Annotated in this window: 12 protein-coding genes and 1 pseudogene; 3 read left to right on the top strand and 10 right to left on the bottom strand. The window is 60.8% G+C overall.

Going from position 1 to position 13,364, the window contains the following annotated elements; genetic code table 11:
* The 10 genes and pseudogenes from WMO45_RS13150 to WMO45_RS13105 all read right to left on the bottom strand — a co-directional run.
* Positions 1 to 155: pseudogene (locus tag WMO45_RS13150) on the bottom strand (5-dehydro-4-deoxy-D-glucuronate isomerase); the annotation flags it as partial.
* 30 nt (positions 156 to 185) lie between these two features.
* Entirely contained in the window at positions 186 to 530 is a 345-nt protein-coding gene (locus WMO45_RS13145) for a cupin domain-containing protein (RefSeq protein ID WP_435387693.1), read from the bottom strand.
* A gap of 23 nt (positions 531 to 553) precedes the next feature.
* Entirely contained in the window at positions 554 to 2,032 is a 1,479-nt protein-coding gene (locus WMO45_RS13140) for a UxaA family hydrolase (protein WP_349141333.1), read from the bottom strand.
* On the bottom strand, positions 2,029 to 3,507 hold the full coding sequence (locus WMO45_RS13135) for a tagaturonate reductase (protein ID WP_349141331.1): 1,479 nt from the start codon (positions 3,505 to 3,507) through the stop codon (positions 2,029 to 2,031). The genes WMO45_RS13140 and WMO45_RS13135 overlap by 4 nt, the downstream gene beginning before the upstream one ends.
* Positions 3,508 to 3,512: 5 nt before the next feature.
* The gene (locus WMO45_RS13130; protein WP_349141329.1) at positions 3,513 to 4,712 is read right to left on the bottom strand and encodes an MFS transporter; all 1,200 of its coding nucleotides are present in this window, start codon (positions 4,710 to 4,712) and stop codon (positions 3,513 to 3,515) included.
* Positions 4,713 to 4,727: 15 nt separating this feature from the next.
* Positions 4,728 to 6,161, bottom strand: coding sequence for a glucuronate isomerase (gene uxaC, locus WMO45_RS13125; protein WP_349141328.1), 1,434 nt, complete (start codon positions 6,159 to 6,161; stop codon positions 4,728 to 4,730).
* 112 nt (positions 6,162 to 6,273) lie between these two features.
* Positions 6,274 to 7,359: a sugar kinase gene (locus WMO45_RS13120; protein WP_349141327.1), complete on the bottom strand. Its 1,086-nt coding sequence runs from the start codon at positions 7,357 to 7,359 to the stop codon at positions 6,274 to 6,276.
* A gap of 51 nt (positions 7,360 to 7,410) precedes the next feature.
* The gene (locus WMO45_RS13115; RefSeq protein ID WP_349141325.1) at positions 7,411 to 8,442 is read right to left on the bottom strand and encodes a PfkB family carbohydrate kinase; all 1,032 of its coding nucleotides are present in this window, start codon (positions 8,440 to 8,442) and stop codon (positions 7,411 to 7,413) included.
* Positions 8,443 to 8,457: 15 nt separating this feature from the next.
* A complete protein-coding gene (locus WMO45_RS13110) occupies positions 8,458 to 9,420 on the bottom strand; it encodes a bifunctional 4-hydroxy-2-oxoglutarate aldolase/2-dehydro-3-deoxy-phosphogluconate aldolase (protein WP_349141323.1) in 963 nt (320 codons plus the stop codon).
* Between the two features lie 139 nt (positions 9,421 to 9,559).
* Positions 9,560 to 10,093, bottom strand: a complete 534-nt coding sequence (locus tag WMO45_RS13105; RefSeq protein ID WP_349141321.1) for a YcxB family protein — start codon at positions 10,091 to 10,093, stop codon at positions 9,560 to 9,562.
* A 242-nt stretch (positions 10,094 to 10,335) separates the two neighbouring features.
* On the opposite strand from WMO45_RS13105, the gene WMO45_RS13100 reads away from it, so the two are divergent.
* From WMO45_RS13100 to WMO45_RS13090, 3 genes are all read left to right on the top strand, one after another.
* Positions 10,336 to 11,415 (top strand): TRAP transporter substrate-binding protein, encoded by a 1,080-nt coding sequence (locus WMO45_RS13100; RefSeq protein ID WP_349141320.1) that lies wholly within the window; start codon positions 10,336 to 10,338, stop codon positions 11,413 to 11,415.
* Positions 11,416 to 11,517: 102 nt separating this feature from the next.
* Complete coding sequence (locus tag WMO45_RS13095) at positions 11,518 to 12,051, top strand: TRAP transporter small permease (protein ID WP_349141319.1); 534 nt, start codon at positions 11,518 to 11,520, stop codon at positions 12,049 to 12,051.
* Positions 12,051 to 13,364 carry a TRAP transporter large permease gene (locus WMO45_RS13090; protein ID WP_349141318.1) on the top strand — a complete coding sequence of 438 codons (1,314 nt, stop codon included), beginning with the start codon at positions 12,051 to 12,053 and terminating at the stop codon, positions 13,362 to 13,364. Before WMO45_RS13095 ends, WMO45_RS13090 begins: the two co-directional genes overlap by 1 nt.

Genomic DNA, 13,364 nt, shown 5'->3' with positions numbered 1-13,364 from the left:
GGCATGCACCCCATGGTGACCATACGGTCCACATGGCTGTACACCGCCACCACCTCGTCCGGCCGGTAGAGGTCCTCAATCAGAAACTCCCGGCGCAGCTCCTCCGTGGTGTAGCGCTTTACGTCCCGCTGGTTGGCGGAATAACGGATATCCATGGCGGGTTGCTCCCTTCTTTGCAATTGGTTTTATACAAAGTCCTTACGCATGGGGGTGAAGATGTCCAGCAGAGCCCCCGGCTTCAGGCAGACGCAGCCGTGGACCACGCCGTTTTCCTTGAGCAGGGTATCGCCCTTGCGTACCACCCGGGTCTCCCCATCGATGGTAAAGGCAAACTCCCCCTCCAGCACATAGGTGATCTGGGTATGGGGATGGCTGTGCAGCTTCCCCTCCGCTCCCGTCTCAAACCGGTTCTCCACGCACATCAGATCCTCGCTGTATGCCAGTATCCGGCGTACCACGCCCGGATCTGTGGGCTGGGCCAGCGTTTCTTCGTAGGGCACCCAGCGCTGCCCCTTCTCGGTCATTGCCATGTGGGACTCCTTTCCGGGCCGCGTCAGAGGACCACGCCGTCCTTGAAGATGGAAATTTCACGGTAGCCGTGCTCCTCGGTCTTGGTCCGCTTGCCGCTGGCGATCTCCATCACAAAGTCCAGCAGGCGCTCACCTGCATCGTCCAGGCTCTCGCCCTGGGCCACCGTACCGGCGTTGAAGTCGATCCAGCCGCCCTTCTTCTCATAAAGAGGGGTGTTGGTGGAGATCTTCACCGTGGGCGCGGGCGCGCCGAAGGGGGTGCCCCGGCCGGTGGTGAAGAGGATCATGTGGGCGCCTGCGGCGGTGAGGGCCGTGGCGCTGACCAGGTCGTTGCCCGGGCCGCTGAGCAGGTTCAGGCCCTTGGTGTGGACCGCCTCGCCGTAGCCCAGCACATCGGCCACCTGAGCGCTGCCGCCCTTCTGGACGCAGCCGCAGGACTTGTCCTCCAGCGTGGTGATGCCACCGGCCTTGTTTCCGGGGCTGGGGTTTTCGTAGACCACCTGGCCGTGGCTGGTGAAGTAATGCTTGAAGTTCTCCACCATGTGCACCGCCTTGTCAAAGACCTCCTCATTGGCGCAGCGGCTGAAGAGGATGGACTCGGCGCCGAACATCTCGGGTACTTCGGTGAGCACGGTGGAGCCGCCCAGGGCGATCAGCCGGTCGGAGAACCGGCCCACCGTGGGGTTGGCCGTGATGCCGGACAGCCCGTCGGAGCCGCCGCACTTCATGCCCACCACCAGCTCGCTGGCGGGGATCTCCTCCCGCTGGAAGCTGCCGGCATAGTCGGCCAGCTCCTTCAGCAGGGCGGCGCCGGCGGCCGCCTCGTCCTCCACGTCCTGGCACACCAGGAACTTGACCCGGCGCTCGTCCCACTCACCCAACTCGGCCTTGAACTGCTCCTGGGTCAGGTTCTCACAGCCCAGGCTCAGTACCAGTACGCCGCCGGCGTTGGGGTGGCGGGTCAGCGCGGCCAGCAGTTTGCGGGTCTGGGCGTGGTCACCGCCCATCTGGCTGCACCCGAAGGGATGGGGGAAGGTATACAGCCCCTCCACCGTGCCGGAGACCAGGTGCTGGTTCTCCTGCACCAGGCGCTGGGCCACCGAGTTGACGCAGCCCACCGTGGGGATGATCCACAGCTCGTTGCGGATGGCGGCCCGGCCGTCGGCCCGGCGGAAGCCCTGGAAGGTACGGGGCGCGGTCTGGGGCAGATCATAGCTCTTGTGGCAATAGGTATAGTCCGCATCCTCGGAAAGACCGGTGCGGACATTGTGGGTATGGACCCAAGCGCCGGGGGCGATGGGGGCCTTGGCCAGGCCGATGGCGCAGCCGTACTTGATGACAGGCTCGCCCTCGGCAATGGCGGTCAGGGCCACCTTGTGGCCGCGCTGGATCTCCTCCAGCGCGGTCACGGTATAGCCGTCCAGGGTAAAGCACTCCCCGGCGGGGATGGTCTCCAGGGCCACCGCCACGTTGTCCAGGGGATGGATGTGGATCAGCTTCATGCCAGACACTCCTTCATGGCCTCATACATACCCACGGCCTGGATGCGCTCCAGAGCGGCGGCCACGGCGGCCTCGAAACCGTCCAGAGCGGCCAGGGCGCCGCCCCACATCTTGTCGTTGTGGATCACGGCGTGGGCGATGGCCGCAGCGTCGTCATCCTTGTGGTCATAGTAGAAGTCCAGCACCCACTGGTCGTCCTTGATCTCGTAGGTGTTGTCCCCGCGCTTGCCCACCAGGCAGTTCTCGCCCTTCTCAGTGCCGTTGTGATAGAAGGCCACATAGGCGGCGAAGGAGAAGGTGAGGCACTTGGGCAGGCTGCCCTTGCGGTTGACATACTCCAGCACGCTGGGCATGACCCGGGCCTTCCACTTGGCGGTGGAGTTGAGGGAGATGGCCAGCAGGGCATGGTCGATGTAGGGGTTGTTGAAGCGCTCGGTCACGGCGGCGGCAAACTCGGTCAGCTCGTCGTGGGGCAGGTCCAGGGTGGGGATGATCTCGTCATAGATGGCCTTGTTCATGAAGCCATGGATGACCTCATCCTCCATGCAGTTGCGCACGATGTCCTGGCCGGCCAGGTAGGCGCCCAGAACCATGGAGGTGTGCGCGCCGTTGAGGATACGCACCTTGCGCTGCTTGTAGGGGGTATGGTCGTCCACCACGATGATGGGCAGGCCGGCCTTCTCGAAGGGCAGCTCGTCCTTGATGGACTGGGGGCCCTCGATGACCCAGAAGCCAAAGACCTCGCCGGTATCCAGGATGTTGTCCTCATAGCCCAGCTCGGCGCAGATCTCAGCGGCCTCGGCACGGGGATAGCCGGTGACGATGCGGTCCACCAGCGTGGAGCAGAACAGGTTCTCCTTCTCCACCCAGGCGCGGAAGCCGTCCTCCAGGCCCCACAGGTCGATGTACTGGCCCACGCACTTCTTCAGCTCGTCGCCGTTGTGGTCGATGAGCTCGCAGGACAGGATGATGAAACCGGGCAGGCCCAGCTTGTAGCGCTCATAGAGGAACGCGGTGAGCTTGCCGGGGAAGCTGGCGGGCGGAGCGTCGTCGGCCTTGCAGGCGGGATCAAAGGCGATGCCGGCCTCGGTGGTGTTGGACACCAGGAAGCGCAGGTCGGGGTTCTTGGCGCAGTCCAGCAGGGCCTGATAGTCCTCATAGGGATTCAGGCAGCGGGACACACAGGAGATCACCCGCTTACGGTTGACCTTCTCGCCGTTCTCACGGCCGCGCAGGAAGAGGGTGTACAGACCCTCCTGCTCGTTGATCATGGGAGCCAGACCGGGGGCGATGGGCTGGGTCAGGACCACCTTGCCGTTAAAACCGGCCTTCTCGTTCATCACATCGATGAAATAGTCCACGAAGGCACGCAGGAAGTTGCCCTCGCCAAACTGGAGCACCCGCTCGGGGGCATCCTTGAGCAGATAGCCGTCAAAGCCCTGGTCGGCCAGGGTCTTGTAACACAGCTTCTCCATATAGATCATTCTCCTTTTTTCCTTAAGGAATGCGATTTGCGTACGCTGAAGGTACTTAGGATAATGGACAGCAGCAGAAGCCCGGTAAAGGCCACGATGAGGCTCATACCGGCCTCAATGCCGGCCTGCTCGGCCACGAACCCAACCATGGCGGGGGTAATGATGCCGCCGGCACTGCCGGTAAAGATCATGATGCTGCAGCCCAGGTCGTTGCCCTTGATGCAGTCGCTGCCGAAGGCAAAGGCGGTGGGATAGATGGTGGCCATAAACAGGCCCACACCCACCAGGCCGATGACAATGGGGGCCACACTCCGGCTGAAGAACATCAGCAGGAAGAACGCAAACAGCCCCACTCCGTCCACCAGCAGCAGCTTGCTGCGGGAGACCTTGTTGGTGATGGCCGCGCCGATCATGCGTCCGATGAAGATGACCAGCCACAGCAGGCTGTTCATCATCTGGGACTGGTCGGGGCTGAGCACCCCGATGTCCTGGAAGTAGGTCACCAGCCAGCCCACGATGGCATACTCAGTGGAGATGTAGCAGAAGAGCATGGCCGCGCCCAGCCAGAACTGTTTGACCCGCAGGAAGCTGTAGTCTACCGCCTTCAGGCCCTTTTTCTCCGGCTCGGCCGGCAGAGGCATTTTGGCGTAAACCGCCAGCTGACTCAGGCACAGCAGGCACAAAAGTCCCGCCACGATGCGCCAGCCCATGACGGGCCACCGCCCGGCGCAGAAGACCAGCACCAGCGGGGAGAGCAGCGCGCCCATGGCAAAGCTGCCGTGGAGCAGATTGTATCCCCGGGTCGCCACCGGTCCGGGCAGGGTGGAGATCATAGTGTTGGCAAAGTTGGAGTTGCCGCCCCGGGCGAGGCCGGTCATGAGGCAGGCCGCCACCAGCAGCGCCGGGGTACCCAGGCCGCTGGCAAAAATGAGGTAGCCCACCGCCATCCATACGCCCGTGAGCAGCACGCTCCTGCGCCGGCCCAGATAGACCGGCAGGAGCCCGGCCAGCAGCACCGCCACCAGGTTGCCCGTGGATTGGCAGGCCAGCAGCACACCGGACAAGTCATAGCTGAAGCCGTAAGTCTCCCGCAGGAAGGGAATGAAGGAGCCCAGCGGCTGGGACGCCGCGCCGCTGACGAAAAAGGCAAACAGAACGTTGCGCAGCAGCTGACTTTGGCGCTGTTCCTCGGATAACTGATTCACGTCCCCCGGCGCCTCTTACAGGTCGAAGTAGCGGGCGGCGTTGTTGTAGCAGATGCCCTCCACGATCTTCTTCAGGGAAGCCTCGTCGTTGGGGTACTCGCCGTTCTCCACCCAGTGACCGATCAGGTTGCACAGGATGCGGCGGAAGTAGTCATGACGGGCATAGGACAGGAAGGAGCGGGAGTCGGTGAGCATGCCCACGAAGTTACCCAGCAGGCCCAGGTTGGCCAGGGACTTCATCTGCTCCTCCATGCCGGTCTTGGTGTCGTTGAACCACCAGGCAGAACCGTGCTGGATCTTGCCGGGGATCTCGTCGGACTGGAAGCAGCCCAGCATGGTGCCCAGCTGCTCATTGTCGGCGGGGTTGAGGGAGTAGAGGATGGTCTTGGGGCACTCGCCGGTCATGTCCAGGGCGGACAGGAGCTGGGCGATGCTGCCGCCGCAGGTGTTCTGGGCGATCATGTCAAAGCCGGTGTCGGGGCCCATCTTGGCAAACATGCGCTCATTGACGTTGCGCAGGCAGGAGTAGTGCAGCTGCATCACGATGCCCATGCGGTGATAGGCCTTGCCCAGGCACAGCAGGATGGTGGTCTGATAGCCCTCGGCCTCTTCCAGGGTGAGGGTCTCGCCGGCCATGGCCTTGCGGAAGGCGGCGTTGGCCTCGTCCATGGTGCAGGTGCGGAAGGGGATGTAGTCCAGGCCGTGGTCGCTGGCGCGGCAGCCCATCTTGTGGAAGAACTCCAGGCGCTCCACCAGCGCATCGCACACGTCCTGGGCGCTGGTCAGCTCGCTCTTGCCAACGCTGGCAGCCAGCTTGCCCATGTACTCCACAAAGCCGGCCTTGGTGATGTTGATGGCCTTGTCAGGGCGGAAGGAGGGGCAGACCTTGAAGGTGATGGTGGGATCGGCGGCGATCTTGGCATGCCACTCCAGAGAGTCGATGGGATCGTCGGTGGTGCCGATGAAGGCCACGTTGGACTGCTCAATGAGGCCGCGGACGGTCAGCTTGGGATCGTTGCGCAGCTTCTCGCCGGTCATGTTCCAGATCTCTTCCGCCGTCTCGGGGGTCAGGTAGCCCTCATAGCCGAAGAACTTGCGCAGCTCCAGGTTGCACCAGTGGTACATGGGGTTGCCGATGGCCATCTCCAGGGCGCCGGCAAACTTCTTCAGGCGCTCCAGGCCGGGCTTGTGACCGGTGATGTACTCCTCGGACACGCCGTTGGAACGCATAACGCGCCACTTGTAGTGGTCGCCGAAGAAGCTGCCGTCGGGATTCTCGCCGCCCAGCCAAACCTGGACCAGATCGTCAAAGCGGCGGTTCTCATAGATCTCCTGGGGGGGAATGTGGCAGTGGTAGTCCACCAGGGGCATATTCTCGGCGTAGTCATGGAACAGGTGCTTGGCCGTCTCGGTTTCCAGCAGGAAATCCTTGTCCATAAATGCTTTCATCGCAATGTCGGCGGGCTCCCCCGGCGGGCGGGAGCCTCTGCCTGCCTCCTTTTTCATTTAATGGGTTGATGCGCGTCCGGGGGACCGGTAAGATACCGGTCCCCTGGCTGCGTCACCGCTTAATATCGTAATTCATGTTCATGAGATTGCGAATGCTTTCAGCGTCATCGGTGATGTTGCCATCTCCGTGGATGGTGTGCTTGATGACGCTGCTGGCTACGGCAAAGTTGATCATATCCATGGGTTTGTAGTTGTTCATCATGGCGTAGATCAGGCCGCTGGCAAAGGCGTCGCCGCCGCCCACCCGGTCCAGAATGGTAAAGGTGAACATCCGGCTCTCAAACGTGTGCCCGTCGTACCACATAAAGGCCATCAGGCTGTTCTCGCTGCCGCTGTGGACATAGCGCACATGCCGGGCAATGCACTTGAGGTTGGGATAGCGCTCCACAAAGGCCCGGAAGATCATGTCCTGCTCCTCATAGCTGGGCTGCAGGGGCACGCCGTCCTTCCAGTCGCCCTTGCTGTGGTCGTCTTCATCCCGCCACAGGTGATAGGGCTCGATGCCCAACAGCACGTCCACATAGGGCAGGCACTGGGTGCAGAAGTCCCGGGCCTCCTCCCACGTCCAAAGGGCGCTGCGGAAGTTGCCGTCAAAGCTGATGGTCATCCCCTTGGCCCGTGCGGTCTTCAGGCAGTCCAGCACCAGCTGGGCACAGCTGGGGGACAGCGCCGGCGTGATGCCGCTGAGGTGGAGCCAGTCAAAGCCCTCCAGCAGCGCATCCAGGTCCACACGGCTGAAGTCGTACTCGGAGATGGCGCTGTGCTTGCGGTCATAGGTGACCTTGCTGGCGCGGATACCGTATCCGGTCTCCAGATAGTATGTACCCAGCCGGTTGGTCGGCGTGTCCTGAGGCGAACTCAGGATCATGGGGGTGCAGTGCACATCGTTGCTGCGCAGCATGCGCACTGCACTTTTTCCCAGGCTGTTGTTGGGCACCACACTGAAGAAGGTGCTGTCGATGCCCAGGTTGGCCAGAGCCAGGGCAATGTTGGCCTCGCTTCCGCCGTAACTGGCCTCGAAGCTGGTGGCCATGCGGATCTTATCATAGTTGGGCGGGGTCAGGCGGAGCATGATCTCGCCTACAGTGATGAACTTCTGCGGGCCAATGCCCCGCAGCAGAGGATTTGAGTGTTCCATCACGTACCTCCTTAAAGGGAAATCGGACCCGTGCGGTCCCCGGTCCGTGTGTTACCGCTGGATACGGCCGGAACCGTCGCCGCCGGCCAGCTTCTCCACCTCGGAGACGGTGACCATGTTGTAGTCACCCTCGATGGAGTGCTTGAGTGCGGAAGCTGCAACAGCAAACTCCACAGCATCCTGAGTGGACTTGCCGTTGAGCAGGGAGTAGATCAGGCCGCCGCCGAAGCTGTCGCCGCCGCCCACGCGGTCGATGATGTGCAGGTCATACTTCTTGGAGAAGCAGTACTCGTCGGAAGCCACATCGTAGAGCATGGCGCTCCAGCCGTTGTCGAAGGCGGAGTGAGACTCACGCAGGGTGATGGCCACCTTCTCAAAGCCGAACTTGTCGGCCAGCTGCTTGGCCACGGACTTGTAGCCCTCGTGGTTCAGGCTGCCGGCGTAGATGTCGGTGGCCTCAGCCTCGATGCCGAACACGTCCTTGGCGTCCTCCTCGTTGGAGATGCACACGTCCACGTACTGGCACAGCTCGGTCATGGCAGCGCGGGCCTGCTCGCGGGTCCACAGCTTGCCGCGGTAGTTCAGGTCGCAGGAGATCTTCACGCCGTGAGCCTTAGCGGCCTTGCAGGCCTCCTTGCAGATCTCCACCACGTTGGGGCCCAGGGCCGGGGTGATGCCGGTGAAGTGGAACCAGTCCACGCCCTCGAAGATGGCGTCCCAGTCGAAATCAGCGGTGGTGGCCTCCTGGATGGCGGAGTGAGCACGGTCATAGATGCACACGCTGCCGCGCTGAGAGGCGCCCTTCTCGTTGAAGTAGATGCCCACACGGTCGCCGCCGCGGACGATCTTGCTGGTATCCACACCATAGCGGCGCAGGGAGTTGACGGCACACTGGCCGATGGCGTGGGCGGGCAGCTTGGTCACAAAAGCCGCATCCATGCCGTAGTTGGCCAGGGAGACCGCCACGTTGGCCTCGCCGCCGCCGAAGGTGAACTCCAGGTGATCAGCCTGGACAAAACGCTCATAGTTGTAGGGCTGGAGCCGGATCATCAGCTCACCAAAAGTAACAACACGCTTGCTCATTTTTTATTTACCTCCTTATTTCTGAACCAGGTGGATGGCGAAGCCGCCGAACTCACCCTTCACATAGATAGCCTTGGTCTTGCCCTTGGCATCGGTCTTGCGGGTGGACTCATCAAACTCCACGCCCTGCAGGCCCAGGTGGTAGATGGCGCGGTCCACGTTATGGGTGCCGATGGCAATGTGGCCGTTGGTGCCCATGTAAGGCGTCTTGGTGCACTCCACGATGCCGCCGGCAAAGTTGGAGGAGTTGCCGGGCTTGTAGTCGAAGCCGAAGATGGCGCACACAGCCTTGGCGGTCTTCTCAGACTCAGCCTCATTGGCGCAGTTGATGCCCACATGATGCAGGGAGAAGCCCAGCATGGTCTTCACGGCCTCCTTGCAGATAGCGGTGATCTCGTCCCACTTCTCACCCTCGATGAGGTCCTTCTTCACCATCCAGGTGCCGCCGCAGGCGATGATCTTGTCAAAGCCCAGGTAGTCCATCATGTTCTTGGTGTTCACACCGCCGGTGGGCATCCAGCGCAGGTTGGCATAGGGACCGGCCACAGCCTTCAGCTTGGCCACGCCGCCGTTCTGCTCGGCGGGGAAGAACTTCACCACGTCCAGGCCCATGCTCATGGCCTGCTCCATCTCGCCGGGGGTAGCGGTACCGGGCATCATGGGCACACCCTTGTCCAGCACGTAGCGGGTGATCTCGGGGTTAAAGCCGGGGCTGACGATGAACTGAGAGCCAGCGGCAATGGCGCGGTCAGCCTGCTCCTTGGTCAGCACGGTGCCGGCGCCCACCAGCATCTCGGGCACCTCGGTGGCAATGCGGCGGATGGCCTCCTCACCAGCGGCGGTGCGGAACGTCACCTCGGCAGCGGGCAGGCCGCCGGCCACCAGAGCCTTGGCCAGAGGCACAGCTTTTTCCGCATCGTCAATGGCGATGACAGGCACGATACCGATCTGGTATACTCGCTGAAGGATTTCGTTCATAATACATTCCTCCTCATCATTTGCGCAAACGTTTTAGTCTATTATAACGGGTATATCCTCACGCTTCTACCATTATATCGCTTGTATACTAGAAAACAAGTGTTTTGAAGGAAATTTTTGATTTTTTTCTGTTCTTTTATCACCGGCCATGGGCTCGTCCAGCGGGCAGCCGCTCCAGCAGCAGTGCCCAGACCTCATCCTGGTCGGCCTCTCCCTGGCCCTTCGGCAACAGATAGGCTCTGCGTTCCTCTACATAAAGGTAGATGCACTCCGCTTTGCGGTAGGCAGCATAAACATTGTCCCAGGTATAGTCCGCCTGTTCCTTGTCGGTGGCAATCTTTACCCCGCTCTCGGACAGGGTAACGGTGTAGGCATAGCGTGGCTCCTTCAGTCCAAAGCGCTTGATCTGTCCGCGAACGGAGAGATAGAAACTGAGAAAATACCCTCCAGGTATCCCCAATCCCACTACCAATAGCACCACACCCAGCAGGGTCGCTCCATCAGCCCGCCCCCGCATGGAAAGGGCAATGCATGCAAAAATCGTGAATATTACCGCAAAAATCAACGGCGAACGCCAACGTTTTGACCGTCCGATTGTATCAAACCAGGCGAATCCACGAAACGTTTTGGCATCCAAATGAACTGGTATCAGAATGGATCCTCTGTTGTTCAAGAATTTGCTTCCTCCTGTCTGTGTATCAATACTTCCAACTATACCATTGTACATTTTACATTCTAGGCTAGATTTCGCAAGGTCTCATTTTCTTTTTTGGCGAATCGCCCAAATTGGGCGTGCATTTTTTTACTAGTATACTAGTGGACAGACTGACAGAAATATGATATATTACGGACGTGTTACAGTTCGGGTCTGCATATGCATGCAGCCCAATTATCACAAAAGGAGGATTCTGTCAAATGAAACAGAAGAAACTGCTTGCTGCGCTGCTGGCTGGCACCATGGCTCTGACCCTGGCCGCCTGCGGTTCCCCCGCCACCGAGGAGACCACTCCCGCTGACGAGAGCACCACTCCCGCCACCACCGAGAGCTCCGCTCCCGCTGGCGATGTGGCCAACGATCCCAAGGTCACCCTGACCTACGCCGAGGTTAACCCCCTCGACACCATCTCCGGCCAGACCGCTACCGCCTTCAAGGAGAAGGTTGAGGAGCTGTCCGGTGGCTCCATCACCATCGACATCCAGGCCAGCGGCGTTCTGGGTTCCGAGAACGACGTTCTGGACACCATGCTGGGCGGCGGCGACACCATCGACATCTCCCGTATCTCCGCTTTCGCTCTGAACAGCTACGGCGCTGAGAAGTCCGTCATGCTGACCCTGCCCTTCGTGTTCGAGACCCGCGACCACTACTGGAACTTCGCTACCAGCGATCTGGCTACCGAGATGCTGAACGAGCCCCAGGAAGTGGGCCTGCCCGTCCGCGGCCTGTTCTACGGCGAAGAGGGCTTCCGTCACTTCTTCACCAAGGATCCCATCGAGGGTATTGAGGATCTGGCCGGCATGAAGCTGCGCGTGTCCAACGACCCCATCATGAACGGTCTGGTTGAGGGCCTGGGTGCTTCTCCCACGGTCGTGTCCTTCAATGAGCTGTACTCCGCCCTGCAGACCGGCGTTGTGGACGGCGCTGAGCAGCCCATCGCCAACTACGCTTCCAACGCCTTCAACGAGGTCGCTCCCTACCTGATCCTGGACGGCCACACCATGGGCGCCATCGAAGTTATCATCTCCGACAACGCTTGGAACGAGCTGACCGAGGCTCAGCAGAACGTCCTGATGGAGGCCGGTGCCTACGCTCAGGAGTTCAACCGCAACCTCTCCGAGACCCAGGAGAACGAGGTCCTGGAGGAGCTGAAGGCCAAGGGTGTTACCGTTATCGATGTTACCGACAAGGCTCCCTGGCAGGAGGCCACTGCTGACGTCGTCGCCGAGAACATCGTGGGCATGGAAGACGTGTATCAGCAGATCGTTGATATGAAGTAATCCATCCTCCGCTACATTTTTTATACCTGCTTTGAAGAGGAGGGCGCAGGGGGTCGTCCCCTGTGCCCTCCCTTTATTTCGTTGAGAGAAGGGAGAAACCCCATGCCTGCGATTTTTGTCACTCTTGACAGGATCAAGCCGGTTTACGACATTACATACAAAGTCGTGCTGTTCCTGTGTAAGGTTATGCTGGTGGCCGATATCCTGATCACCTCTTATTCTGTGTGCGGCCGCTACATTTCCTTCATTCCCGACCCCTCCTGGACGGAGGAATCCGTTCTGACCCTGATGAGCTACATGGCTGTGCTCTCCGCCGCTCTGGCCATCCGCCGCGGCGCGCACATCCGTATGACCGCCTTCGATGGTATGCTGCCCCCCAAGCTGCTCAAGGTGCTGGACGTGCTGTCCGACATAGCCGTTTGCATTCTGGGCGTCATCATGCTGGTGGTTGGCTGGCAGTACGCCACTACTCTGGGCGCCCGCGGCACCTACGTGTCCATGCCCTGGTTGTCCCGGTTCTGGATGTACTTCCCTGTGCCTCTGGCCGGCGTTGCCATGATCGTCTTTGAGATCGAGGCCATTTACAACCACATCAAGGCCTTCTTCGTGAAGGACGTGAAGGAGGTCAATTCTTAATGGATACTCAGACTCTTGCCATTATTGTGCTGCTCGTCAGCTTCTTTGTCATGATTTTCCTGCGCTTCCCCATCGCCTACGCCGTTGGCTTGGCCTCTGTGCTGTGCCTGCTGGTGCAGGGCCTGAGCCTGTCCACCGTCTGTCAGCAGATGGTCAAAGGCATCAACTCCTTCAGCCTGATGGCCGTGCCTTTCTTCATCACCATGGGTGTACTGATGGGCACCGGCGGTATTTCCGATAAGCTGATCGCTCTGGCCAACGCCTGCGTGGGCTGGATGCGCGGCGGCCTGGCCATGGTTAACGTGGTGGCCTCCTACTTCTTCGGCGGCATCTCCGGTTCCGCTTCTGCCGATACCGCTTCTCTGGGCTCCATCCTGATCCCCATGATGGTCAGCGAGGGCTACGATGATGACTTCTCCACCGCCGTCACCATCACCTCCTCCTGCGAGGGCCTGCTGGTTCCTCCCAGCCACAACATGGTTATCTACGCCACCACTGCCGGCGGCATCTCCGTGGGCAGCCTGTTCCTGGCCGGCTACCTGCCCGGCGCTCTGCTGGCTCTGTCCCTGATGGTCGGCTCCTACATCATTTCCGTGAAGCGCAACTACCCCAAGGGCGATAAGTTCAGCCTCATGAACCTGATCCGTCAGCTGGGCACCTCCATCTGGGCTCTGGCCGCCGTGGTCATCGTGGTCGTGGGCGTCGTGGCCGGTGTCTTCACCGCTACCGAGTCCGCCGCTATCGCCGTTATCTACTCCCTGATCGTTTCCGTGTTCATCTACAAGGGCCTGGACTGGAAGGGCGTGTGGCGTGAGCTCACCTCCTGCGTGGACACCCTGTCCATCGTGCTGATCCTGATCGCCACCTCCAGCGTGTTCGGCTACTGCCTGACCACCCTGCACGTGCCCGACATGGCCGCTACCGCCATTACCAACCTGACCAGCAACCCCATCCTGATCATCCTGCTGCTGAACGTGATCCTGCTGATCCTGGGCTGCATCATGGATATGGCCCCCATCATCCTGATCGCCACCCCCATCCTGCTGCCCATCGCTACCTCTGTCGGCATCGATCCCATCCAGTTCGGTATCATGGTCGTTCTGAACTGCGGCATCGGCCTGCTGACTCCCCCTGTCGGCGCCGTGCTGTTCATCGGCTCCGCCGTGGGCAAGGTGCCCATGGAGCGCGTGGTCAAGGCGACCCTGCCGTTCTATCTGTGCATGATCATCGTTCTGCTGCTCATTTCCTTCATCCCCGACGTCAGCCTGATCATCCCCAAGGTTGTGGGCGGCTATGTGCCCACGGTCGGCTGA

The sequence above is a fragment of the Flavonifractor hominis genome, from assembly GCF_040095835.1.
GTDB lineage: Bacteria > Bacillota > Clostridia > Oscillospirales > Oscillospiraceae > Flavonifractor > Flavonifractor hominis.
The sequence above is the reverse complement of the archived record's forward strand: the minus strand, read 5'-3'. Positions and strand labels throughout refer to the sequence as shown.